This window comes from Stenotrophomonas sp. CFBP 13718, assembly GCF_014842145.1.
Taxonomy (GTDB): Bacteria; Pseudomonadota; Gammaproteobacteria; order Xanthomonadales; family Xanthomonadaceae; genus Stenotrophomonas.
Genome location: NZ_JACYVC010000011.1, coordinates 42,556 through 67,547, shown reverse-complemented (window position 1 = coordinate 67,547; position 24,992 = coordinate 42,556). Strand labels below are relative to the sequence as shown.

Here is a 24,992-nt window from a genome sequence, read left to right as displayed (position 1 = left end):
ATGCCCCGTCTGAGCCTGCGAATCGAGCCCGGTGATGGCCCCTACCAACGGATTTTCCTGTCCGGCTGGCTGGACGGCAGCACGCATCCGCAGCTGGATGAGGCGATGGCGCCCCTGCTGCACGACGGCACCCACATCCTGGAGTTCAACCTGGCGGGGCTGGAATACATCTCCAGTGCCGGCCTGCGTTCGATCTTCCGCGCCCGCAAGGCCCTGCACGCCCACGCCGGCCGCGTACTGGTGATGCAACCGCAGCCAGGCGTGCGCAAGGTATTCGAACTGGTGAAGGCCGTGCCGGTAGAAGACATCTTCGCCTCGCAGACCGAACTGGACGGCTACCTGACCGCGATCCAGGACAAAGTCGCCCGCGGCGAGCTGTAAACCCGCCGGCCCGGTAGTGCCGACTTCAGTCGGCACCGAACTCCCCTAATCCCGCAACCCCCCACTCTTCCATGAATGACGGCCAGCGGCCGTCACTACCGTGTGCTTGCTTCGCACTCCTTATCGATATATCGTTTCGACACCCGATACCGATATATCGAAATGACTCCCCCGCGTCCCGCTCCCTCCCCCACCCGCCTGCTCAGCCGGGGCGACCTGCGCCTCTTGGCGCTGGCCCTGCTGGGTGAGCAGCCGCGCCACGGTTACGAGCTCATCCAGCACGTCAGCGAGCTCTTCGCCCGGGCCTACACCCCCAGCGCGGGCACCATGTATCCGCTGCTGGCCAGCTTCGAACAGGCCGGCTGGGTACTCGGCGAGGACGATGCCGGCCGCCGGCGTTTCCACATCACCGACACCGGCCGCGCCGAACTGCTGGCGCGCCGCGATGAAGTGAAAGCGGCCCAGCACCGCGCTTGGCACCGCGCACGCGATATCGCCAAGGCCGACATGCCGCCCGCACTGCGCGATGCGCTGCGCCAGTTCAAAGGCGCGCTGGTCCGTCACCACGGCCGCTGGGTGGACGGCGAAGCCGAGCAGGTGGCCGATTACCTGTTGCGTGCCACCGCGCTGTTGAACGGCCAACCTGCCACCCCCCCTGATTCTTCGACCCCGCCCGCCTGAGCCAGCCCGGTCGACCTGCGCGTCTGCGCCCTACTCTCTGCAGGAATCCCCCATGTCCCACCACGAAAACAAGCGCCTGCGCCTGGATGTCCGCTTCCGCGAACTGACCGTGCTGCGCACTGAAGACATCACCCCCCACATGCGTCGCGTGATCCTGGGCGGTACCGATCTGGCCGGCTTCGATTCGCCCGGCGCCGACGACCACATCAAGCTGTTCTTCCCCAACAGCAGCGGCGAGATGGTGCTGCCGACCATGACCGCCGAGGGCCCGCGTTACCCGGAAGGCAAGGAGCATTCGCCGGCCCGCGACTACACGCCACGCGGCTGGGATCATGAAGCGGGCGAGCTGGCCATCGACTTCGTACTGCACGGCGACCACGGTGTCGCCGGCCCATGGGCTGCCCGCGCACAGCCGGGCGACACGCTGGCCGTGGGCGGCCCGCGCGGGTCGTTCCAGGTGGCCGATGACTACGACGGCTATGTACTGATAGGCGATGAAACGGCGCTGCCGGCGATTGCACGCTGGTTGGAGGTGCTGCCTGAAACGGCCGAGGTACAGGTGCTGATCGAAGTGGCCGACGAAGAAGAGCGCCAGGACCTGCCGCAGGGTGACAACGTGCGCATCCAGTGGCTGGAGCGCAATGGCTTCCCGGCGGCCAGCAGTTCGTTGCTGGAAGATGCGCTGGTGGACTTCGAGGCTCCGGAAGGCGACGTGTTCTATTGGATCGCCACCGAATCCCGCCGCGCCCGCATGATGCGCAAGTTCTTCGAAGGCCACCACGCCGTGCCACGCGATTGGATCCGCTCCACCGGCTATTGGAAAGCCCACCCGGATGACAGCGACGGCGATTGAACCCTCCCAAGGGTGGAGCCGACGGTAGAGCCGACTTCAGTCGGCTTGCCCACCGCGGGCGATGACAGTGCCAGCCGAAGGTAGAGCCGACTTCAGTCGGCTTGCCCACCGCGGGCGATGACAGAGCCAGCCGAAGGTAGAGCCGACTTCAGTCGGCTGCCCACCGCGGGCGATGACAGTGCCAGGCGAAGGTAGAGCCGACTTCAGTCGGCTGCCCCACCGCGAGCGGTGACAGTGCCAGCCGAAGGTAGAGCCGACTTCAGTCGGCTGCCCCACCGCGGGCGATGACGGTGCCAGCCGACTGAAGTCGGCTCTACCAGAGCAAGAGCGAGAACGAGAGCCAGAGCACCAACAACACCACCGGCGTCCCGCACCTCGCCCGCTGCTCGCCCGCCACGCCACCCCGATTGGCGCGATAATCGCGCCATGACCGACCTCTCTGTTCCTACCCTCGCCGCGGCGCTCGAGCGCCTGCAGGCCGACGATGCTGCCTTCGATTCCCTGCTGGCCCCCCACGGCGAGTCCGCCAGCCTGCGCCCGCTGTTGCTGTCCCTGCTGCAGACCAAGCACGCGGCGCTGAAAGCCGATACGGATATGAACCTGGTAGCGGACATCCTGCGCCGCGACCAGAAGTTCTCACCGCCTGGACGCCCTTCGGTGCATCTGGTGAAGCTGCGCACGCAGCAGGCCAGCACCAAGCAGGCCGCACTGGTGGCCCGCCAGGCGTACGGCCGCGCCGCGCAGGATTTCGTGCGCGCGCTCGACTTGAAGATCACCCCACGCTTGACGCCGATCGCGGTGACCGACCGCTGGCTGCAGACGCGCCTGACCTGACCACACGGACGAGGCACCATCGCGACGGATGACGCGCCATCGCGGTAGCGCCGAGCCATGCTCGGCGAGCGCAGCGGCGCGGTTCGCGGTTCACGGTTCACGCGCGGCCAAGGTTTCCGCCGAGCATGGCTCGGCGCTACCAAGCAGCGCGCCAATTTTTCCCAAGTACGTGTCGACGCCAAGCAGCGCGCAACGTCTTCAAGTACGCATCGACGACGCCGCAAAAAAAAACCCGCCGTCACCGGCGGGTTTTTTCATGCAGCCTGCCGTGGATCAGGCAGCCGGCTTCTCGCCGGTGGCTTCGGTCGTGATGCGGATCTTGACCTCGTCGCTGACGTTCGGGGCATATGCGCCGACGCCGAAATCGCTGCGCTTGATGGTGGTGGTGGCATCGAAACCAGCCGCCGGCACCTTGGCCATCGGGTGCTCGCCGCCGCCATTGATGGTGACGTCCAGGGTGACCGGCTTGGTCTGGTCCTTGATAGTCAGGTCACCGGTGACGGTCAGCTTGTTGGTGCCCGCAGCTTCCACCTTGGTGCTCTTGAAGGTGGCGGCCGGGAACTTGCCGGCGTCGAAGAAATCGGCGCTCTTCAGGTGCTCGTCGAACTTCGCGGTGAAGCTGTTCAGGCCGGTCAGCGGCAGCTTCACTTGCACGGTGGACTTGGTCACGTCGGCCGCGTCATACACCAGCGTGCCTTCGGCATTGCCGAAGTGGGCGGTCGGGTGGGAGAAACCGAAGTGGCTCCACTGCGCCAGCACGTCGGTGTGGGTCGGGTCGAGCTTGTAGGTGCCCGATGCGATCTGCACGGCTTCGGCCGGGGCAGCAGCAGCGGCGTCGGTGGCCGGGGTGGTGGTCGGCGCAGCAGCGGCCGGTGCGGTGGCATCGGCGGCCGGAGCAGCCGGCGCAGCCGCTTCTTCAGCCGGCTTGGAGCAGGCGGCGATCGCCAGGGTCAGGGCGAGCGGCAGCAGCAGCTTATGGGTCTTGGTCATGTTCGGACTCTCTCTCGATTTCGGTAAGGGAATGGACTGCAAACATCGACCCGACCGCGCGGGACGGGCCGATTCAAACATAAAAGCGGTTCAGACGATGCGAGCGGCTTCGTCGAAGGACAGACGCGGCGAACGCGGGAACAGCGCCGCGTCATCGCCATGGCCCAGGTTGACCAGGAAGTTGCTGCGCAGCGAGGTGCCCGCGAAGAATGCCTCGTCGACCTTGGCCGGATCGAAGCCGGTCATCGGGCCAGCATCCAGACCCAGCGCGCGTGCGGCCAGGATCAGGTAGGCGCCCTGCAGGCTGCCGTTGAGCAGTGCGGGCTTCTGTCGGTTTTCCTGCGGGCCGTCGAACCAGCTCTTCGCATCGGCATGCGGGAACAGATAAGGCAGCTTCTCGTGGAAGTCGAGGTCATGCGCGATGATCACCGTGACCGGCGCGGCCATCGTCTTGGCGAGGTTGCCTTCGGACAGCGCGGGCGCCAGCTTGGCCTTGCCTTCCTTGGAGGTGACGAACACGAACCGCGCCGGGCTGGAGTTGGCCGAGGTCGGCCCGAACTTCACCAGGTCGTACAGCGCACGCAGCGTGGCTTCGTCCACCGGCGTGTCGTGGAAGCTGTTGGCGGTGCGGGCAGTGCGGAACAACTGATCGAGTGCGACGGCGTCGAGTTCGTGCGACATGCATCCTCCTTGGGAGTGGTGGGAGATCCGCCGCAGCGGATCGCGGGCCGGGCTGCGGTGGCAATGCCGCAACGGCCGGGTCCATGCGAGGCAGTGTAGAGTGTCGCGTCTGTTGCAACACCCAGCAGGGTTGAAACGAATTAATGCCAATCGTGCAACGATCGAGTGCGCCCTCGACGATTACCGATGGCCGCGCCGGCAATGTCCGCCAGGCCGTGGCACTGGCCGGTGCCTTGCGTCTGGGCACCCATCAGCCGCTGACACTCGCGCCACGCGCACCGTGGCGCTGGCTGTCGCCACGCCGCCTGCCCGGTGACGCGCAGGGCTACGGAACGGCCTTCGCAGCGCTGACTGCGACACCTCCTGCGTTGGCGATCGGCTGTGGGCGCCAAGCCGCCGGTGCCTTGCGGGTGCTGCGCGCACGCGGCAGCCAGGTCGTGCAGATCCTGGACCCGCGCATCAATGCGCGCCATTGGGACCTGGTGATCGTGCCCGAGCATGACGCCCTGCGCGGCAGCAATGTGCTGACCCTGCTCGGCAGCCTCAACCCGGTCGACGACGACTGGCTGTCGTTGGGGCGGGCAGCGTTCGGTGATTTCGGCAGCCTGCCCGGGCCACGTACGGCCTTGCTGGTGGGAGGGCCGACGGCGCATGCGGCATGGACCGAGGACGCCATGCGCACGGTGTTCGAGCAGGTAGCGTCGCAGCTGCGCAGCGAGGGCGGCAGCCTGCTGGCCACGACGTCGCGCCGCACGCCGCCGGCACTGTCCGATGCGATGCGCGCGACCTTCGCCGATGTGCCCCACGTGATCTGGGGCGATGGCGGCGATGGCGTGAATCCGTACGCCGGCCTGCTGGGCTGGGCCGACCGGGTGGTGGCATCGCCGGATTCGGTGAACCTGTTGTCTGAAGCCTGCGCCACGCGGCTGCCGGTGATGGTGGCGCTGGGTGATGTAGTGCAGGGTCGCCTGGCCCGCTTCCACCGTGCCTTGCAGGAACGTGGCCGGCTGCAGCCGCGCTGGCTGGACTGGTCACACGACCCTATCGCGCCGCTGCGCGAGACCACGCGCGTGGCCGCCGAGGTGAAACGGCGATTGGGCATGGCCGCCCCGCTGCTCCGGTGACCGTCTATCATCGGCGGCACATGGAACGTCTCGCTTTTTACCTCGCCCTGCTGCTGCTCCTTGCCCCGGCATCTGCCTGGGCCGACAGCGGCACCTGCCGCGAGCGCTACCCCAGCCCGGCCGCCGAAGCGGCGATGTTCGACATGGCATGGACCACGGCCGAGCAACTGGAAGCGCTGCCGGACGTCGACATCGTGGTCGCCGCACGCGGTGGCCAGGACCTGAGCCGCTACGGCCTGCGCCACAGCCATCTGGCCTTCCTGCTGCGCGAAGCCGATGGACGCTGGCGCGCGGTGCATCTGCTCAACCGCTGCAAGACCGACCGTTCGCAGTTGTACCGCGAAGGGCTGGCCAACTTCATCGGCGAAACCGGTGGCCACACCGACCTGCGCATCGGCATTCCCGATGCGCCCCTGCGCGCGCGGTTGAAAGCGCTGCTGCAGCCGCCCGCCCGCACCGCGCATGCGCTGCACGAGCCGCGCTACAACGCGGTGGCCTATCCGTTCCGTACCGAGTTCCAGAATTCCAACGGCTGGGTGCTGGAGGTGCTGGCGGTGGCGATGGCAAGCGCCGACGGTACCGCGCCGCTGCAGGATCGCACGCAGGCGCAGGACTGGCTGAAGACCCACGACTACCGGCCCAGCGTGCTGCACATCGGCCTGGGCAAGCGATTGGGCGCGCGCCTGTTCGTGGCCAATGCCACCACGACCGACCATCCCGCCGGCGAGCGGGTGTCGGGCAATTACTCGGTGGTCACCGTGGAATCCGTGTTCGACTTCCTGCGCGTGCGGCGCCAGCTGCAACAGGACCTTTCCATACCGCATGTCGCCGTGGCAGGCGCTGCCCCGGTCGCGCCCTGACCCTTTCCGTACCTGGAGACACGCATGTCCCGTACCTTCGCCACACCCGCCCTGGCCTTGCTGCTTGCGGCCACCACCGTATTCAGTCCACGCGCCCACGCCGGCGGCGGGGACCTCAACAGCAGCGAGGCCGGCGTGCTGGTGTCGATGGTGCTGACGCTGTCGATCCCGCTGGCCGCGTCGGTGGGGTTGGTGGAATTGTCGAAGGCGCCGTTCAAGGCCAGCGAGCAACGCAGCGCCCGCAAACGCGTGCCGGCCAAGCCGCTGCCGCCGATGGAAGTCAAAGAAGTCACCACCGACGCGCAGGGCTGCAAAGTGCAGCTGCAGGTGCCGGGCAATGCAGAGCAGACCGCCACGCTGCAGTGGCCGGCGCGGCAGGACAACCCCGGTGCAGCCTTCGCCGTCGGCGAGACCGTGGCCTTCGTGCCGACACCCGCCGGAGCGGGCTGGAACGTGACCGATGGCGGCGGGAAGACGCTGGCTTATGTCCCCACCGAGTACGCCGCCGCGGACAACCTCACCGGCACGTGGTGACGCCAAGGCGGTAGAGCCGGCCGGTAGAGCCGGCTTCAGCCGGCTTGCCCGAGCCCCGGTAGAGCCGGCTTCAGCCGGCTTCCCAAATCAGCGGTAGAGCCGGCTTCAGCCGGCTTCCCAAATCAGCGGTAGAGCCGGCTTCAGCCGGCTTCCCAAATCAGCGGGAGAGCCGGCTTCAGCCGGCTTCCCACCGCAGCCGACTGAAGTCGGCTCTACCCCAAGCCGACCGCGACGCGTTACCGGCGCCCTGACTACGCTGTTCAGGCGCTGCTGGCAGCGCGCTGCCCGGGGGCGGATAATGCGCGCCTTCCTTTCTGCCTCCTGGCTCGCCATGTCCGTGCGTCCCGCCCCCGCTTTTGCTCCGATGACCGTCCGCGCCCTGCTGCTGGCGGTGTTGGCCATGGGCGCGGTGGTGCTGGGCTCGAACGTGCTGGTGCAGTACCCGATCAACGACTGGCTGACCTGGGGTGCGTTCAGCTATCCGGTCGCGTTCCTGGTGAGCAACCTGATCAACCGCCGCTTCGGCCCGGGCCCTGCCCGCCGGGTGGCGTGGGCCGGTTTCGCGCTGGCGGTGGTGCTGTCGTTCTGGGTGGCGACGCCGCGCATCGCCGTGGCCTCGTGCTCGGCCTTCATCGTGGCGCAGCTGCTGGACATCACCGTCTTCGATCGATTGCGCCGCGGCAGCTGGTGGCGGGCCCCGATGGTCGCCACCACCTGCAGTGCGACGGTGGATACCACGATTTTCTGGAGCATCGCCTTCGCCGGGTCCACGCTGCCGTGGGTGAGCTGGGCGCTGGGCGATCTGGCGGTAAAGCTGGCGATCGGCGTCTGCCTGCTGGCCCCGTTCCGCGCGCTGCTGTGGAAGATGGCCCCGGCGCGGTGAACTGCGTGCCGCAGCCCAGATGTGGCGGGTAGAGCCGACTTTCGTCGGCTGCTGGGTCTGGTAGAGCCGACTTTAGTCGGCTGCGGTGAGCGAAGCCGACTGAAGTCGGCTCTACCAGAGCAAAGGCAGAAGCGAAGCCGACTGAAGTCGGCTCTACCAGAGCGAAGGCAGAAGCGAAGCCGACTGAAGTCGGCTCTACCATGACGGGTTATTCCTGACGGGTTAACGCGCTGTGGGCGCGTCGAACGGCAGGTCCGCTGCGTCGCAGGCGTGGCGGATGAGGGCGCGGGCTTCGTCCAGTGCGTCACTGGGCGGTGCGGTGCGGGGGCGGCGATCGAGGGTGCAGGCCAGGCCCAGCTCCAGCAGCGTGGCATGCGCGGTCTGCAGGCCGGCGGCGCGGTCTGCCGGCAACCATCCGGCGGCGGCGAGTGCATCGATCAGTCCGCTGGTATCGCGTGGCTGCAGCAGCGTGGGATGGTCGGCTGCCTGACCCAGCACACCCGCCTGCAACAGGAACTCCAGATCAACCACGCCACCGGCACCCTGCTTCAGGTCCATGCGCGCGGCGTCGCTACGATCCAGTTCGGCGCGCATGCGCTGGCGCATCTTCACGATATCGGCGTGCAAGGCCGCACGATCACGCGGGCGACCCACGGTCTGAGCGCGCACCGCTTCAAACGCAGCCAGCAGCTCGGCATCGCCGGCCACGCCGCGTGCACGCACCAAGGCCTGATGTTCCCAGGTCCACGCGCGCTCACGCTGGTACTCGCGGTAACTCGCCAGCGAAGACACCAGCGCGCCCTTGCCACCGTCCGGACGCAGCCGCACGTCGATGTCGTACAGGCGTCCTGCGGCCGTGACCGCGCCCAGCAGCGCCATCACTTTCTGCGCCAGCCGTGCATACCAGCGACCGGGTTCGAGCGGGCGGGCGCCGTCGCTGGTTTCCACATCGGCCGGATGGTCATGCAGGAACACCAGGTCCAGATCCGAACCGAAGCCGAGTTCCAGACCGCCCAGGCTGCCGTAGCCGATGATCGCGAAACGGCCACCGGCAATATCGCCGTGCGCCGCCCGCATGTCCGCCTGCGCGAGCTGCAGCACGGTATCGACCACGACCTGCGCCAGTTCGGCCAGTTGCCGCGTGGTATCCACCGCACCCTGGCGACCATCCAGACTGGCCATCGCCATGCGGAAACTCAACGCCAAGCGAAGCTCGTTGAGCCAACGCAGCGCCGATTCGGGATCTTCCACCTTGCGCACCTGCGCGCACTCGGCCTGTATCTCTTCAAAGGTCGGCAAGGGTCCGGACACGCGTACATCCAGCAGCTCATCCAGCAGCAGGGGGTACGCTTCCAGCCGCTCGGCCAACAATGCGCTGCGTGACAGCACATCCACCAGCCGCGCCATCGAACTGGGCTGCTCATCCAGCAGCGCCAGGTAACTGGTACGCCGCAGGATCGCCTGCAGCAGCCCAAGCACGCGCTTCAACGCCGCATCGGGTTGCGGTGAACGTGTCGCGGAATGCAGCAAGGCGGGCAGCACGCGATCCAAACGCGTACGGGCGCCGTCGGACAGCGATTTCACACCGGATGATTGCGCGAAGTCGCGCAGCATCTGGTCTGCCCCGTTGGCATCGATGAAGCCCGCATCGACCAGCAGTTGCGCGTCGCCGTGCTCGGGCAGTCCCCGCCAGTAGCTGGCGACGGCGTCCGGGGCCGCCTTGCCTTTGCGCGGTGCCAGCAACGCCGCGAATTCGGTGCTGACGCGTGCCTGCTGCACGGCCAGCGCATCGCGCAGGCTGTCAAAGTCTGGGTAGCCCAGTCCAACGGCGATGCGCAGCCGCTCCAACGGATCGGCCGGCAGCACGTGCGTCTGCGCGTCGCGCAGCATCTGCAGGCGGTTCTCCAGGCGACGCAGGAACAGATAGGCCTCGCGCAGGGCCGCGCCATCATCGGCGGCGATCTGACCGGCATCGATCAAGGCAGCGAGCGCATGCAGCAGCCGACGCTCGCGCAGCACCGGCTCGCGGCCGGCGCGGATCAACTGCAGCGCCTGGCACAGGAACTCGATCTCGCGGATACCGCCTGCGCCGCGCTTGATGTCGTCGTGCATGTCACGACGCGCCACTTCGGCGGTGATCGCGGCCTTCATGTCACGCAGGCCGTCCAGTGCGGTGAAATCCAGGTAACGGCGGTAGACGAACGGCCGCAGCGACGTCAGCCAGTCTTCGCCGGCGGCGATGTCACCGGCCACCGCGCGCGCCTTCAGCCAGGCGTACCGCTCCCAGTCGCGGCCCTCGCGCTGGAAGTACTGGTCCATCGCGGGGAAGGACAGCGCCACCCGCCCGGCCCGGCCGAACGGGCGCAGGCGCAGGTCCACGCGGTGGCTGAAGCCATCGGCCGTGGTGTCGTCCAACAGCTTGGCCAGGCGTTGGCCGAGCCGCGCGAAATACTCTTCTGCTGCCAGGGGGCGCGCGCCGTCGGATTCGCCCCGCTGCGTGAACGCATAGACCAGATCGACGTCGGAGCTGAAGTTGAGCTCGCCGCCGCCGAGTTTGCCCAAGCCGAAGACCACCAGGCGTTGGGCCTGGCCGTCTTCATCGCGCACTACGCCGTGGCGGGTGGCGAACTCCTGTTCCAGCGCCTCCAGCGCCCGTTGCAGACAGTTCTCTGCCAGCAGGGTGGCGCCGGCGAGCGTCTGCTCCACCGTATCCAGCCCGGCGAGGTCCCGCCACACCAGACGCGTGGACATCGCTGCACGGTAGCGCCGCAGCAGGCCGGGCCACTCGCCCGGCTGGGCCGGATCCAGGACAGGCAGCGGCAGCGGCGGGCAATCGGGCTGCGCCAGGTGGGCGAGCAGGGTGGGCTGACGGCACAGCGTGTCGATGGCGAAATCGCTGGTGGCAGCGAGCTGGCGCAGGAACGGAGTCAGGTCTGCGGGAATCGGGGCGCCCTGTGCGGTTACCAGCCGCGCCATGGCGCGATCAACCAGGGGCAGAAGGGCATCGGGGAGCGGCGCGACGATCTGGGTCATCGCATGATTGTAGAGCCGACTTCAGTCGGCTGGTCGCGTACGGAGGTCAATCGGCTGGTCGCGTACGGCGCGCCGGGTAGAGCCGGCTTCAGCCGGCTTGTCGCGTACGGCAGCCGACTGAAGTCGGCTCTACCAGTCCGGACGTATCGGCCAGCGTGCTCCGGTCGGGTGCATCGCCCGGCGCGTATCGGGATGGTGCATCGACCCCGCGCATCGGTCGGCGCAGACATCGGCTGTCGCTTCCCGCAGCCGAAGCGCCGACGCCTATTCAGGTGTAACCTGCAGACGTAAAAAAGCCCGCTTGCAGCGAACTGCCAGCGGGCTCTGCTCCCTCCCCCACGTCGGGATGCAGGTCCATCGTGCCGGTTGCAAAAGCAACTTGCACGCTGCACTGCAAAACAATACTGGCAGGTACAGAAGCGTTCAGGCGCCGCGGCGCCATCCCACCAAGGTCGCAGGCCCCGTACGGGTGGGTTTGGCCGATAATCGGACTTTCCCCCACGAAACATCGTCGTCATGTCTGTAGATCGCATCGCCAACGCGCGTCTCCGTGACCGCGTGGTCTCCGCCGAGGCCGCAGCCGCGCTTATCCAACCCGGTGAAACCGTGGCCATGAGCGGCTTCACCGGCTCCGGCTATCCCAAGGCCGTCCCCGTCGAGCTGGCCCGCCGCATCGAAGCGGTACATGCGCAGGGCCTGCCGTTCCAGATCAGCCTGATGACCGGTGCCTCCACCGCCCCGGAGCTGGACGGCGCACTGGCCAAGGCCGATGGCATCGCCATGCGCATGCCATTCCAGAGTGACCCGTACGCGCGCAACCAGATCAATGAAGGCAAGCTGGATTACATCGACATCCATCTCAGCCATGTCGCCCAGCACGTGTGGTTCGGTTTCTACGGTGACATCGATACCGCCGTGATCGAAGTGTCGGCCATCCGCGAGGACGGATCGCTGGTGCCCTCCACGTCGGTCGGCAACAACAAGACCTGGCTGGACCTGGCGAAGAAGGTGATCGTCGAGGTCAACGAATGGCAGCCGGCCGGCGTGGATGGCATGCATGACATCTACTACGGCACCGCGCTGCCGCCGCATCGCAAACCGATTCCACTGGTGCACGCCAACGACCGCATCGGCGAAACCGCGTTGCGCTGCGACCCGGACAAGATCGTCGCCGTGGTTCGCACCAACGGACCGGACCGCAACAGTCCGTTCAGCCCGATCGATGCGGCCAGCGAACAGATCGCCGAATACCTGATCGACTTCCTGAAGCACGAGATCAGCAAGGGCCGCCTGCCGCCCAACCTGCTGCCGCTGCAGAGCGGCGTGGGCAACATTCCCAATGCGGTGCTGGCGGGCCTGGCCAAGAGTGGTTTCCGTGACCTCACCGCGTTCACCGAAGTCATCCAGGACGGCATGCTCGACCTGCTGCGCGATGGCGTGCTGAGCCATGCCTCGTGCACCGGTTTCGCGCTGAGCCCGCAGGCCAACGAAACGTTCAAAGAGCACATCGATTTCTACCGCGAGCGCATCATCATGCGCACGCAGGAAATATCCAACCATCCCGAACTGGTACGACGGCTGGGCTGCATCGGCATGAACGGCATGATCGAGGCCGACCTGTACGGCAACGTCAACTCCACCCACGTGATGGGCTCGCGCATCATGAACGGCATCGGCGGCTCCGGTGACTTCGCGCGCAACGGGTTCCTGTCGGCGTTCCTCAGCCCGTCCACGGCGAAGAACGGCACCATTTCGGCCATCGTGCCGATGGTCAGCCATGTCGACCACACCGAGCACGATGTGTCGGTGATCGTGACCGAACAGGGCCTGGCCGACCTGCGTGGCCTGCCGCCGCGCAAGCGCGCGCAGGTGGTGATCGACCGCTGTGCGCATCCGGATTTCCGTGCGCAGCTGCAGGATTACGTCGACCGTGCCAACCGGGACAGCTACGGCAAGCACACCCCGCATCTGTTGCCGGAAGCACTCAGCTGGCACCAGCGCTGGCTGGATACCGGCACGATGAAGGCGTGATGCCCTGCGCGCCGACACGGTGAGCGCACGCTGAAAGCAGAGCAGCGCAGGATGGGATGTGCTGCAGTCATGGACATTCCCTTTCCCTGCATTCCCTCCGCGCACTCCGCGTTCGCTACCGTGTCATCCCGTGCAGCCGGCAACGCACTTCCCTTGGCCACCGTGCCGGCGACAGTGACCAATGCAGATGCAACCTCACACGTTGCCTCGGTGCCACGCTTGCTGAGGCTGGCACCGAGCGAGACCGGCAATGACCTGGTCGCCAGCCTGCGTCGGCGCTGCGCGGAGTTCGGTGCACCGCAGTTGATCGACGCCGGCCTGACCTTTATCCGTGGCCTGGATCAGAAGGAAACCGCGGTCTTCCTGCGCGCGACCAGCCTTGCACTCGCCGACGACACGCGGCTGGGCGCTGCGCTGGCAGCAGAGCGCGGACAGGGCAGCGCGCGCGCTCCGGATGCACCCGCCCACCCGCTGACACCGCAGCTGCAGGAATATGTGGACTCACTCAACGGGCTGCTGTGCGCCGTGGCAGACAACGGCACGGTGATGGACGGGACCTACGGCTTCACTACATTTGCTGAGTACTGCCTAGACCGCATCCGCACGGCGCCAGGCCATCATGTTGCCGAGACGATGGTGAACGATTGTCTGCACTGGCAGCGGGCGGCGCGACAGGCGATCAGCGGTACCGACGCACGGCTTTGGCCGGTCCGCGGTAAAGACCCGCTGGGGCCGGTAGGCGTTGCGTTTGCCCTGGACGAACCGACCCCCGATGCGAAAACGGTGCTGAAAGAGCTGCGCCAGTTTCATACATGGCCCCTGCCGTTTGTGCCCCGCAGCGCCTGACGCGCGTTACCTGGAAGCGCGTGCCGTGCACTGCGCGGGCAATGCGCCATTCCCTGTCAGCTGACGAACGCCATGCCTACCCTGTGATCCGGCACCCATCGCGTTGAGATGGTCACGCCCGCAATGACGCGAGCGAGTCGTCCTGCAGCTGCTGGTACAACGCGAATTCGTCATGCACGCGCGCGCCCAGCGCTTCTTCAAACGCACTGCGGTTCGCGTGTGCGGCATAGGCGCGTTGTTCGCCGCCGCCCAGGTTGGACTGGAAGATGCCCGCTGCGCTGACCGGCAGGAAGTCCTCATAGATGATCGGATCGGCGGTGGCCAGGCCTTCGGCGATCAGCTGCTCGGCCGGCAGGTCGGCGACACGTCCCGGCGCCGCGCGGCCAGCGTCGGTGAGCTGGTACCGATAGAAGCCCAGACCCTCGGCACGCAACGTGGCATGGTCGTCCGGGAAGCCGACGAACACGGCCTGCAGGCGCTGGCCGTAGTCAGCGCCCGTGCTGCCTGCCGCATCGGCTTCGCGGGCCTGCGCGAGCAGCTGGTCATACAGCGCGCGGCCCTTGTGGGTGAGGGCCAGCCCGCGCTGCTCGATCTCGCCGAAACGCGCGGTGTGGCTGCCAGCGCGGCCGCCTTCGCCATCCGGGAAGTGCACCGGTTCCTCCAGCGCCTTGAAGCTGGTCTGCCGCAGCAGGATCGGGCAGGCGCGCGGCGGCGGTCCTTCGATCACCGCCTTGGCGGCCATGCCGCGTTCGATCATCGCCGCCTGCGCAGCGTCGATATCCAGCGTACGCGGCGTGAGGTGGTTGATGTGCGGGCCGCGGAAGCTGACCACGTCGGCGATCAGGCGGTGTGCCTCCTGCAGGGCGTGGTAAGTATCCAGCGCCACGGTGGCGTCGCCGTGCCAGCGGAACGTTTCCAGCGCCTGCGCGACGAAGCGTTCGGCATCGGCGGCCGACAGTCCACCGTCGTGCTCGGCCTGTTCGATCAGCGCGAGCGCGTCGTCGGTGAAGATGCGGCGGCGTGCCAGGATCGCGGCAGCCTGCGCGCGCAGCGCGTCGTCTTCGATCAGCTCCAGGCGCAGCAGCGACGTGAACACACGGAACGGGTTGGCCGCCAGCGCAGCGGCGTCGGTGGGACGGAATGCCGTCGAGTGCACCGGCACGCCGGCCACGCTGAGATCGTAGTAGCCCACCGGCTGCATGCCCATCATCGCGAACAACCGGCGCAGGGTGGAAAGCTCTTCGGCCGTGCCAACGCGGATGGCGCCGTGGCGCTCTTCATCCAGCCGACCGCGGCCATCGTTGCGCTGCAGCTGTGAGGCAAGCTCGGCATCGGTGTCCAGCACCTGTGCATTGATCTGCGCCACCAGATCGACCAGGTCGCCGTAGAGCGGCACTTCGGCGCGGTACATGCGGGACATCGCCTGCGCGAACAAGCGGCGGATGGCATCGGTCGACAGGAATTCAGAAGTGCTCATGGGGTACCCGGCAAGGAACTCGGAACAGGCGTTGAGCTGCATTGTCGCTGGGCCACCGCCGCTTGGGTAGCGCCGTCAGTTGCCCAGCTGGCGGCGCAGGGTGGCGTCCAGAGTGATCGGGCGGTCCCAATGGCGGAAGCTGGCCACGATGTCGTGGCGCACCGCGCGCCAGTGCAGGTTGTCCGGTGCTACCGGCAAGCGCTCGACCACGGCTTCCCAGCCCCCTTCCGGGTTCGCACTAAAAGCCCGCACCGTGTCGCGGCAGCTGTGCTTGATTGCCTTGGCCCAGAAACAGGCAAAGTACACGTCGGCGGCGTGCCAGCCGTGGTTGTTGACCAGTGCGGCGGCGTAACCGCGATCCACGCCGCTGTAGCGCGACACCTCGTCCAGGAAGCTGTCCGGGTAGCGTTCGGCGTAATGGTTGATGTCGCTCAGCCAGGTGTCCACCCAGGCGTCGCCGGTCTGCACGGTGTAGGTGGCGGATTTCTCCGCGGTCTGCTGGGCCAACGTGATCGTCGGCACCAGCAGCGCGGACAGCAACAGCAGCAGGGTCAGCAGGCGGCTCATGTCCTGATTGTGACCCAGCGCGCCGCGCCTGTCAGGCCTTCCCGTCGCGGGCCGCGATGGCCTTGGCCTCGATCGTGTCCAGTGCAGCCGGCCAGTCCCACGCGGTATCGGCGGTGACCATGCGCGGCTCGTCATCGGCCACGCCGTGCTCGGTTTCATGGGCCCAGGTGACAGCGTAGGGGGTATGCACGCCCCAGCCACCGAGGGTCACCACTGGCTCGATATCCGAGCGCAGCGAGTTGCCGACCATCACGAATTGCGCGATCGGCAAGTCGAACTCGGCCAGCACGCGGGCGTAGGTTTCCGGGTCTTTCTCGGACACGATCTCGATGCGCGGGAAGAGATCATGCAACTGCGCGACCTTGATCTTGGCTTCCTGATGAAACAGGTCGCCCTTGGTGATCAGCACCACGGGGTACTGCTCCGCGATCCTGGCGACCGACTCGCGCACACCCGCGATCAGCTCGACAGGATGACGCAGCGTGGCATGGCCGATGTCCAGCATGCGTTGGATATGCGCCGCACTGACGCGGCTGTCGGTGATCTCGATCGCCGCCTCGATCATCGAGAGCGTCATCGCCTTCACCCCGTAGCCGAACACGGTCAGGTTCCGACGTTGCACCTCCAGCAGGTGCCGCGCGGTGCCGGTGTCGTGCACATCGATGTAATGGGAAAGCAGCTCGAGGTAGTCCTGCTCGGCCTGACGGTAGAAATCCTCGCTCTTCCACAGCGTGTCGTCACCGTCAAAACCAACCAGGCCAATGGCGCGGTCACGCGCAGGCGTTGGGGTAGTCATCGGTGAAGAATAACAGGGGGTGGGCGGGGCTCCGGATTTGCCTGTGGACGGGGCTGCGAATGCCGGCTGGTGGGGATGCGGATGCGGATGCGGATCTGGCTCTGGCTCTGGCTCTGGCTCTGGCTCTGGCTCTGGCTCTGGCTCTGGATCTGGATCTGGCTCTGGCTCTGGCTCTGGATCTGGATCTGGTAGAGCCGACTTCAGTCGGCTGTCGTCAGGCGGCGCGGCGGCAGAGCAGCCGACTGAAGTCGGCTCTACCAAAAGCAAAGCAAAGCAAAGCCAAAGCCAAAAGCCAAAAGCCAAAAGCAAAGCCAAAGCCAAACTCAAAGCCAAAGCAAAAGCAAAACCAAAACCAAAATCAAAATCAAAAACGGCGACAACCAAAACCGCGAGCGAAATCGGAACTACCCGCGCCGGTCAGCCGGCCAGCATCCCGCGGTGTCGGCCGGAGCCGACACCGCAGAACAGGCTGGAATCAGTTGCCCTGTGCCGCGCCCGCTGCCTGCTGCGACTGGACGAAGGCCTTGTACTCATCGGTCGACAGCTCGCCGTCCTTGTTGGTGTCCGCCTGGTCGAAGACCTGGGCGAGTCCGGCGTTGACCTGCGCTTCGCTCTTGCTGAGGGTGCCGTTGCCGTCGGTATCGATGCTGGCCCAGGTCTGGCCACCGCCATTGGCCTGTGCGGCGGCCTGCCCAGCGGCGTGGGTTGCCTGGTCGGCGGCGTTGCCTGCTTCGGCGGCCTGGTTGCCCGCCGCTGCGGCGGCCTGCTGCGCCTGCACGGCCTGCGCCTGTGCATCCGCTGCGCGATCCTGTGCGGCGCTCTGCGCCATGGCCGGGAGGGCGAACACACTGCCAGCGGCGACAAGGAGGGCGATCAGCGGCTTACGGTTACGAATCGTCATTGGGTGGTCTCCTGAGGGAATGTTGCACGGCCATGTATTCCGTACGGGGCCTACGTTGGCAGCGTGTCGATGAACGCAAATTGGGCCGCAATCAGCACGAACACGGCGCGTTAACCACTCACCGGAAGGCATCGGCTACCTCCTTGGTTAGCCGGTGGTGAGCGGAAAGTAAGGTGCGCATTCAGCAGAGTCATTTTTAACCTGCAACAAACATAAATCAGCCGGCATCGGACGTTTCATCGACTGACCGCGAACTGAACAACAGCCACCCCAAGGCAACACCAGACAGGGCACCGATGATTTCCAGCATGACCCGACTACCCAGTTCGTTCGGATCGTGGATGGTGGACAGGAAAAGACGCGCGTAGAACGGCGACTCCATCCGCACGATGCCCATGTAGAACAGCTTCCACATGTCGATGCCGGCCGCGATGACCACCGAGATACCGCTGGCCCAGCCCAATGCGGGACCGTGGGCCCAGCGCAGCGCGCGCGCGAGGTGGTGGAACAGGAAGTACACGAGCAGGCCGACCAGCAGGGCGATGCCCGCCGCTTCCAGTGTGCCCAGCAGACCGAAATGAAGGGGAAGGTTCATAGCGACAGTGTAAGGGGAGCAGCAGGGCGTCAGACCGCGCGGTGGCGGGGATCGCGCGATCACTCCACGGGCACGTCGTACGCCGTCTGCGGATCCGGCTCGGGCTGGAAGGTGAAGTGCCACCATTCCTTCGGATAGTTGACGAAACCCTCAGCGGCCATCGCCTGCTGCAGGCGTCGCCGGTTGGCCCGCTGCACGTCGCTGAGCCCGGCCGCATCGGTATGTGCGCGGGCGCCGAAGAAGTCGAAGTCGGTGCCCAGGTCCAGCGGCGTGCAGCGTGCGGCGTCGCAACGCATCAGCCCGACATCCACGGTGGCGGCGCGACTGTGGCCGGAGCGCTCGGCGATGTAGCCGTCCGCAAACAGCTGCGATTTCTCCAGGTCGGGGTATTGCACCGCCTTGCGTGATGTCTCCCGGGGGTCCTGTGCCCAGGCCACGAAGGCCTGCACCGAGCGCACGGGGCGGTAGCAGTCGTACACCTGCAGCGCATGGCCTTGGCGGCGCAGATGGTGCTCCACCTTGGCCAACGCGTCGGCGACGGCAGGCAGGAGATAACAGGCCGGACGCGCGTAGCCGGGCACGCGCTGGCTGGTGAAGTTATTGGCCGTGGCATAGCGGATATCCAGCGCGATGCCGGGCGCCCGCGTACGGATCTCCACCAGGCCGGCTTCGGCCGTCGTCCGCGCAGGGGATACCGCCGGCGGCTCAGCGGCGTGGACGCTCGCGGCCAGGGCAATCGCCAGTACGAGTGAAATGCAGGTCCTGGTAGTCATAGCTGAAGTCGATATCCGGATCGATGGCGCGCAGGTCCAGGGTGGGCACCGGCCCGGCAGTGGGCTGCAGCCATGCCTGCGCGGCGGGCTCCAGCGTATCCCAGCGCAGCACCCAGCGTGATCCGGCCTGCAGCACATCGGCCTGCAGCCGCGGGGATTTGTCCACGCTGAAACGCAGCCGACCCTGCACCGGGCAGAGCGATGCGTCGCCCAGCCAAGGGTCACGATAGCGCCCCTGTACGGCCTGCAACGCGGTTGCGGATGCGCGCGGTGCCGCGCGGGTGGCCGCCAGCGGATCGTCCGCCGCAGCGGGCGAAGGGCGCGCCTGTGCCAGTTTGTCCAGCCATCCCTCCACGCCCTGCGTGTCAGCGGGCGCGGTGTAGTGTTTCAGCGCCGCCTGCATCAAGGCAGTACGTGCATTCTCGCCTTCGCCGTTGATCAGCAGCACCACGCCCACCTTGCGGTCCGGTAGCAGGGCGAGCGAGGAATACATGCCGGACAGGGTGCCGGTGTGGGCTACTTTCCATTCCCCGTCCAGGTCGGACAGCCGCCAGCCATATCCATAGCCTGCAAAGTGCGCGTTGTCCCAGCGCCGCTGTCGCTCACCCAGCGGCATCGGCATGTGCAGCGTCCACAACGCATTGCGCTGGGTGGCGTCCAGCCAGCCCGGGACGGTGTCCGGATCGAGCAGCACCTGCATCCAGCGCAGCATGTCATTCAACGAACAACGGATGCCGCCGGCCGCCATCGACGGTGCGTCCGGGTTGGTTTCCATGTCCGGCGCGACGACCACGTTGCGTCCCGCGCGGCGCACGTGGGGCTGGGCGACGTTGCCCACTGCGGTCGTAGACCAGGCACCCACCTGGCAGCGGGTCAGGCCCAAGGGCTGGAACACCTGCTCGCGCATCAGCTGGTCATAGGGTTTGCCGCCCGCGGCTGCGGCGACTTCACCGGCTACGACATACATCAGGTTGTCGTAGGCATACCCGCTGCGGAAACTGGTGACCGGTTTCAGGTGGGCCAGGCCGGCGATGATGTCCTGCCGTGTGAACTGGTTGGGCTCCGGCCACAGCATCAGGTCGCCGGCGCCGAGACCCAGCCCGCTGTTGTGGATCAGCAGGTCACGCACCTGCATCTGTTCCCCCACCCAAGGATCGAACAGGGTGAAGGACGGAAGGTGACGACGCACAGGATCGTCCCAGCGCAGGCGTCCCTGCTGCACCAGCCGTGCCAGCAACGCGGCGGTCATGGCCTTGCTGTTGGAGGCGATCTTGAACAACGTGTCGTCGTCGATGCGCGCACCCGTGGCGTCGCCGCGCAGCCCTTCCGCGCGGCGGTAGACGACGTCGCCATTCTCCACCACGCCCATGGCGAGGCCGGGCAACTGCTCGCGCTGCACCGTGCGCTCGAACATGGCGTCGAACGGCGATGATGCGAGCGCGAGCAGCAGCAGCGGTTGGAACATGGCGGGCAACCCTTCAAGAATGGATCCGTAGCGCCGAGCCATGCTCGGCGAGCGCAGCGGCCGGGGCAACCGATTGACGGCCAGCGGCCGTTACTACCTTCCTAGAAGTTCCAGGCCACCACCAGCTGCGCATAGCGCGGTGCCTGCCAACGCGTGCCCGTGTTGAACGTCGCTTCGCGGTACACGCCGGGCTGGCTCTCGTAGCGCTGGTGCACGTTGATCACGGTCTGGTTGTTGAACAGGTTGTACACCGACAGGCGCGCGCTCAGGTCGATGCCGTCCACCGGCAACCGCCAGGTCACGTTGGCCCCCATGGTCCAGGTCCACGGCAGGCGCCCGAAGGCGCCGCGCGCGGTCGGTTCGAACACACGCTGGTCGACGGGGCCGGCACAGTTGGCCACGCACAGCCAGCCGGTGCCGCCGCCGCTGCCTTCGCTGGAGGTGCTGCCCCCGGCCACGGTGTCACCCGGCCACATCACGCCGAAGGCGGTGATGGGGCCACCGGACTGCACCTGCAGCGTGGTACCGAACGACCACTGCTCGTTCAACGCATAGGCGGCGCGGAACTTGAACTGATGGCGGAAGTCGTTGAACAGCACGCCATAGCGTTCGTTGTTCGACGGGTGGTCCCAGTGCTGGACCATGCCGGTGTCACCGTAGTTGGTGTCCGAGTTGACCGGCCCTTCGAAGTTGCCTTCGCTCTTGGCCCACAGGTAGGACGCGTTGAACATCCACTTCTCGTCCCATGCGCGATCCAGCTGGAACTCCAGCGCCTTGTAGGTGCGCTTGGGTTTGGAATACCCCACCACCTCGCCACTGCCGCCCTTGCGGTAGCCGCTGTTGGCCGTATCGATGGTGATCCAGCCCTCCTCGGCGCACCCTATGCTGGAATCCCCCCAGATGGTCAGGCTTTCGCCGGGATTGGCGATCGGCCACAGCGTGCTGCCGGTCGGCCCGCACGGTGTGTAGTTCAGGCGCATGTCGTCCAGCGCACGGGTCATTTTGCGATAGGTGCCGTTGACGCCCCACGACCATGCCCGGTCGATCATGGTCTGGAACCCAAGGATGTATTCGTCCTGGTAGACCGCCTTCAGGTCTTTGTCCACGCTCTGCCGCAGATCGGCCGCACCGGTGTTCATGCGGGTATCGGTCGGCCCCACCTGCTGGCCGATGATCGGCGCCATGTACGGCGCACCGGTCACCGGATTGCTCTGCTGCTGCCAGCCGTTGAGCACGTAGTAACTGTATTCGTCGGTGAGCCCACCGGCGAAGTTGACGTTGATGTTGTTGGTCACCGGCAGGTAATAGCGTCCCGCGTTGCCGAAGATCTTGGTGCTGCCGTCGCCCTTCACGTCCCACGAGAAGCCGACGCGCGGCGCGATCAGATCGTCCATCTTGATGAAGGCATCGCCATCGGCGGTGCGGTTCTCGAACCGATCCCAGCGCACGCCCAGAGTGAGCATCAGGGTCGGGGTGATGTTCCAGATGTCTTCGACATACAGCGCGTTGGCCTCCGTTTCGAAGGTGCCGCCGGATACGCGGTTGCGGGCACGCAGCATCTGCATCACACCCGGCGGCACGAAGGCACCGGCGCCGTCCCACACCTCGTCACCGGGGCGCGCTGCATAGGCGGTGTAGGTCATCTGGCTGGGGCCGGGATAGCGGGTGGACTGCTCGGTGGTCATCAACTCACGGTCGATGCCGAAGCGCAGCAGGTGGGTGCCCAAGGCCCATTCGAAATCCAGGCGCGCGGCATCGCGGGTATCGTCGCGCTCGGCAATGGCGGTACCGGTGGGGTGGCAGCCGGCACGCAGTCCGTTCAACTGGCCCAGGTAGGGTGCGTACGTGGCATCGGTGAACACTGCATCGCAGTACAGATCCAGCGTCGAGTTGGAGAAGGCGCGCTGGTTGTTCTGGCCGACCATCGCCTTGGCGGTGAAGTTCTCGCCGAAGCGGCCGGTGTACGTGGCCGACCAGTTCTTGCCACCGCCGTCCGTCAGCGTGTCCCCGCCCCATTGCCCGAGCGTCTGCGTCTCCCAGTTGTAGCCGGACGACGCCTGCGTGGTCTCGGTTTCGTCGGAGAAGGCCAGCAGTTCCAGGGTGTGGTTGTCGGTGATGTTCCAGTCCAGCTTGGCCCCCCAGAAGTCGTCGTCGCCCTTGTTGTCGAACCAGGTGCGCCCGTCGGATGCCATGTTGTTGCCGTGGGTATCGCGCTTTTCATACATCGCGAACAGGAACAGCCGGTCTTTCACCAGCGCACCGGAACCCCACACATTGGTCTTGGTGAACGAGGTGGCATCGGTGCTGGCATAGGCGTGCGGCGAACCGTCGCGATGGAAATGGTCGCGTGCCGACGAGCGCCACGCGTTGGGCTCGAAGGTGACTTCGGCGCCTCCCTCGAACTCGTTGCTGCCGGAGCGGGTCACGGCATTGATCACGCCACCGGTGGAGCGACCGAACTCCACGGAGTAGCCGCCGGTCTTGACCTGGAATTCCTGGAAGAAGCCGAACGGCGCGCTGGAGAAGCCGCGACGGGTGTACATGTCGGTGACGTTGAGGCCGTTGATGTAGACCGCGTTTTCCGCCACTGACGAACCGGCAAAGGACAGGCCGCCGAACGATGAGTTGCCGCCGACCACACCCGGCGCCAGCAACGCCACGGCGGACAGGTCCTGGGCCACCGGCAGCCGCGAGATCTCCTGCCGGTTGACGTTGAACGAGGTCTCGGTGGAGTACACGTCCACCCGGTTGATGACCCGCGACCCGACCACTTGCAGGGCATCGAGATTGACCACGCCGCCACCGCTGGCCAGGTTCACCGTGGTGGTGCCGCCCACGGCCACGCTGACGCTGACCGGTTCGCCTACTGCCGCGCCGTCGCGGCTGAGTTGCAGCGTGTAGTCGCCCACGGGCAGCTGGCCAAGGCGGTAGCTGCCATCGCGTGCTGCCGTGGCGGTGCGGGTCAGGCCAGTGCCTCGGCTGACCACGGTCACCTGGTCGCCCGCCGTCGCCCGGCCGGCAACCGCGCCGGATACGTTCTGTGCCGATGCCACGCTGGGCATCATCATGCCCAGACAGGTCCCAAGTGCGACGCAGAGCGCCGCACGCTTCATGCTGATTGCCTTCATCCCCTGCTCTCTCCTGCAGAAATTGAACGGTGTAGGTGCCTAGGGTGTCGCGCTGGGTGTGCCGCCTGCAGGCAGTACCTGCCATTGGAACCGGTAGTCCCATTGGTCGAAGTACAGGTTGCCGCCTGCCCACTCGGCCTCGCCGCGCTGCGAGTCCACCGTTTCCGAGCGGAAGTGCTGTTTGGCCGGTACGAAGGGCTGGCCGAAATCATCGTTGAACGCGATGCGGTAGCCATCCAGGCCACCAAAGTAGAAGTCGCGCAGCACCGGATCCGTGCTGTCCAGCGCACCGGTGGTGACATCCATCGGCAGCCAGCCGTAGGGCGCCAGATAGACCGCGCCCCAGTCGTGCAGGTTGCTGTAGCCGGTCGCGTTGTCGGAGAACACCATGCCGGACTGCCACCGCGCCGGGATGCCGTTCATGCGCAGCAGGGTGATCAGCAGCAGGGTCTGCTGGCCGCAGTCGGCGTGGCCGGCCTGCAATGCATGCTCGCTGATGTTGCTCAGCGTGGAGTACTCGCGCGCACCGGCCCACGGGATCTGGTCGACCGCGTTGAACAGCAGGCGCGCCACTTCATACGGGCGGGTCTCGCCCTGCAGCACCCGCTGCGAGTACGCGCGCAGCGCGGGGGTGAAGCGCACATGCGGTGCGTGCTCGGCGAGGTAAGGCGCCAGGGCAGCATCGTGCGGCGTGGGCTGCACCGTGGAGGGATCGATGGCGGTGTGCCGTGCGCTCACGGTCAGGGCATAGCGGATTTCGAACTGCGTCGGCTGGCCGGCAACCGCCGTGGCTTCCAGATACGCCGTGCGCTGTTGCGTGTCCGCAGGCGCGATGCGCGCCCCGGCAGGACGGCTGCCGATCCACTGCAGATGCTCCTGCTGTCCCGGAATCTCGCGCGGATACGGAATCCATGCACGCACCGTTTCACCCGCCGGCACGGCGTCGGCCTTGACCACCAGCGATTGGGTGACCGCTACCCGCTGTGGCAATACGAACGCCGTGCGGTTGCCCCGTGCTGCCGCGATCACCTGCGCGTGGTACGGGGTGATCGATTCGAAGGGACCGTCCACCGGCATCGGGGCGTCCGCACGGCGACGCGCACGTGCCTCTTCGCTCAGGCGGAAGAGGTTGGACGGCGCGCGATTGAAGTACCAGCGCTGGCCATCGATATCCAGATGCTCCAGCCGCCCCTGCGCATCCCAGCGCGCGAACTCCTCGTCGCGCAGGTCCGGAATCCAGTGCCGCAGTTTCTCTTTTGCCGCACGCTCATCCAGGCTGAAATCCAGACGGATGCGGCGCATGCGCTCCTGCTGGAACCGCAGCGCCTCGGCCCCGGCGACGTCGGTTGCAGGCGTGAGCGCAAGCCGAGACTGCACTGCCTGCTGCGCTTCGCGGAAACGGCCGCTGTCGATCATCGTCACCACGTCGCCGGTCACATCGGCCGCAGGCGCCTGCGGCACGCTGCCGGTTGCCGGTGCGCACACGATCACCGCGCACAGGCAGGCCATGGCGGGCAGCAGCAGTTTGCGAACGACGGTATCCACAGCGACACTTCCCC

General features: G+C 66.7%; 22 protein-coding genes. 10 read left to right on the top strand and 12 right to left on the bottom strand.

The features are described from left to right. The 4 genes from IFT58_RS15650 (at window position 1) to IFT58_RS15635 (ending at window position 2,749) form a co-directional block, all read left to right on the top strand. Window positions 1-381: an STAS domain-containing protein gene (locus IFT58_RS15650; RefSeq protein ID WP_192095961.1), complete on the top strand. Its 381-nt coding sequence runs from the start codon at window positions 1-3 to the stop codon at window positions 379-381. 162 nt (window positions 382-543) lie between these two features. Next, window positions 544-1,062, top strand: a complete 519-nt coding sequence (locus IFT58_RS15645) for a PadR family transcriptional regulator (protein WP_192095959.1) — start codon at window positions 544-546, stop codon at window positions 1,060-1,062. Between the two features lie 52 nt (window positions 1,063-1,114). Next, a complete protein-coding gene (locus tag IFT58_RS15640) occupies window positions 1,115-1,915 on the top strand; it encodes a siderophore-interacting protein (RefSeq protein WP_192095957.1) in 801 nt (266 codons plus the stop codon). 426 nt (window positions 1,916-2,341) lie between these two features. Next, window positions 2,342-2,749, top strand: coding sequence for a hypothetical protein (locus IFT58_RS15635; protein ID WP_192095955.1), 408 nt, complete (start codon window positions 2,342-2,344; stop codon window positions 2,747-2,749). A 273-nt stretch (window positions 2,750-3,022) separates the two neighbouring features. Here IFT58_RS15635 and IFT58_RS15630 read toward each other — a convergent pair whose 3' ends face one another. Both IFT58_RS15630 and IFT58_RS15625 read right to left on the bottom strand, forming a co-directional pair. After that, a complete protein-coding gene (locus IFT58_RS15630; RefSeq protein ID WP_192095953.1) occupies window positions 3,023-3,739 on the bottom strand; it encodes a YceI family protein in 717 nt (238 codons plus the stop codon). Window positions 3,740-3,829: 90 nt separating this feature from the next. Further along, a complete protein-coding gene (locus IFT58_RS15625; RefSeq protein ID WP_192095951.1) occupies window positions 3,830-4,420 on the bottom strand; it encodes a malonic semialdehyde reductase in 591 nt (196 codons plus the stop codon). 143 nt (window positions 4,421-4,563) lie between these two features. Between IFT58_RS15625 and IFT58_RS15620 the strand changes: the two genes are divergently transcribed. The 4 genes from IFT58_RS15620 (at window position 4,564) to IFT58_RS15605 (ending at window position 7,821) form a co-directional block, all read left to right on the top strand. Then, complete coding sequence (locus IFT58_RS15620) at window positions 4,564-5,544, top strand: mitochondrial fission ELM1 family protein (protein WP_192095949.1); 981 nt, start codon at window positions 4,564-4,566, stop codon at window positions 5,542-5,544. Window positions 5,545-5,564: 20 nt separating this feature from the next. Next, window positions 5,565-6,404 (top strand): DUF2145 domain-containing protein, encoded by an 840-nt coding sequence (locus IFT58_RS15615; RefSeq protein ID WP_188325881.1) that lies wholly within the window; start codon window positions 5,565-5,567, stop codon window positions 6,402-6,404. 24 nt (window positions 6,405-6,428) lie between these two features. After that, window positions 6,429-6,938: a hypothetical protein gene (locus IFT58_RS15610; RefSeq protein WP_192095947.1), complete on the top strand. Its 510-nt coding sequence runs from the start codon at window positions 6,429-6,431 to the stop codon at window positions 6,936-6,938. 331 nt (window positions 6,939-7,269) lie between these two features. Further along, entirely contained in the window at window positions 7,270-7,821 is a 552-nt protein-coding gene (locus IFT58_RS15605) for a queuosine precursor transporter (protein ID WP_192095945.1), read from the top strand. A 222-nt stretch (window positions 7,822-8,043) separates the two neighbouring features. Here IFT58_RS15605 and glnE read toward each other — a convergent pair whose 3' ends face one another. Next, entirely contained in the window at window positions 8,044-10,854 is a 2,811-nt protein-coding gene (glnE, locus tag IFT58_RS15600) for a bifunctional [glutamate--ammonia ligase]-adenylyl-L-tyrosine phosphorylase/[glutamate--ammonia-ligase] adenylyltransferase (RefSeq protein ID WP_192095943.1), read from the bottom strand. Window positions 10,855-11,370: 516 nt separating this feature from the next. Here glnE and IFT58_RS15595 point away from each other — a divergent pair. Next, window positions 11,371-12,885 carry an acetyl-CoA hydrolase/transferase family protein gene (locus tag IFT58_RS15595; protein WP_192082729.1) on the top strand — a complete coding sequence of 505 codons (1,515 nt, stop codon included), beginning with the start codon at window positions 11,371-11,373 and terminating at the stop codon, window positions 12,883-12,885. A 69-nt stretch (window positions 12,886-12,954) separates the two neighbouring features. Next, window positions 12,955-13,731, top strand: coding sequence for a hypothetical protein (locus IFT58_RS15590; RefSeq protein WP_192095941.1), 777 nt, complete (start codon window positions 12,955-12,957; stop codon window positions 13,729-13,731). Between the two features lie 112 nt (window positions 13,732-13,843). Here IFT58_RS15590 and IFT58_RS15585 read toward each other — a convergent pair whose 3' ends face one another. From IFT58_RS15585 to IFT58_RS15545, 9 genes are all read right to left on the bottom strand, one after another. Then, entirely contained in the window at window positions 13,844-15,208 is a 1,365-nt protein-coding gene (locus IFT58_RS15585; RefSeq protein WP_192082731.1) for a VOC family protein, read from the bottom strand. A 75-nt stretch (window positions 15,209-15,283) separates the two neighbouring features. Then, entirely contained in the window at window positions 15,284-15,775 is a 492-nt protein-coding gene (locus IFT58_RS15580; protein WP_192082732.1) for a hypothetical protein, read from the bottom strand. A gap of 31 nt (window positions 15,776-15,806) precedes the next feature. Further along, window positions 15,807-16,571: an HAD family hydrolase gene (locus tag IFT58_RS15575; RefSeq protein WP_192095939.1), complete on the bottom strand. Its 765-nt coding sequence runs from the start codon at window positions 16,569-16,571 to the stop codon at window positions 15,807-15,809. Between the two features lie 475 nt (window positions 16,572-17,046). Further along, window positions 17,047-17,472: an EF-hand domain-containing protein gene (locus tag IFT58_RS15570; protein WP_192082734.1), complete on the bottom strand. Its 426-nt coding sequence runs from the start codon at window positions 17,470-17,472 to the stop codon at window positions 17,047-17,049. Between the two features lie 217 nt (window positions 17,473-17,689). Further along, window positions 17,690-18,067: a hypothetical protein gene (locus IFT58_RS15565; protein WP_192095937.1), complete on the bottom strand. Its 378-nt coding sequence runs from the start codon at window positions 18,065-18,067 to the stop codon at window positions 17,690-17,692. A gap of 59 nt (window positions 18,068-18,126) precedes the next feature. Beyond that, window positions 18,127-18,840 carry a M15 family metallopeptidase gene (locus IFT58_RS15560; RefSeq protein WP_192095935.1) on the bottom strand — a complete coding sequence of 238 codons (714 nt, stop codon included), beginning with the start codon at window positions 18,838-18,840 and terminating at the stop codon, window positions 18,127-18,129. After that, window positions 18,773-20,254 (bottom strand): serine hydrolase domain-containing protein, encoded by a 1,482-nt coding sequence (locus IFT58_RS15555; protein WP_249405731.1) that lies wholly within the window; start codon window positions 20,252-20,254, stop codon window positions 18,773-18,775. The genes IFT58_RS15560 and IFT58_RS15555 overlap by 68 nt, the downstream gene beginning before the upstream one ends. 152 nt (window positions 20,255-20,406) lie before the next feature. Beyond that, window positions 20,407-23,433, bottom strand: coding sequence for a TonB-dependent receptor (locus IFT58_RS15550; protein ID WP_192095929.1), 3,027 nt, complete (start codon window positions 23,431-23,433; stop codon window positions 20,407-20,409). Window positions 23,434-23,472: 39 nt separating this feature from the next. Further along, window positions 23,473-24,978 carry a transglutaminase domain-containing protein gene (locus tag IFT58_RS15545; RefSeq protein WP_192095927.1) on the bottom strand — a complete coding sequence of 502 codons (1,506 nt, stop codon included), beginning with the start codon at window positions 24,976-24,978 and terminating at the stop codon, window positions 23,473-23,475. Between the last annotated feature and the right edge of the window lie 14 nt (window positions 24,979-24,992).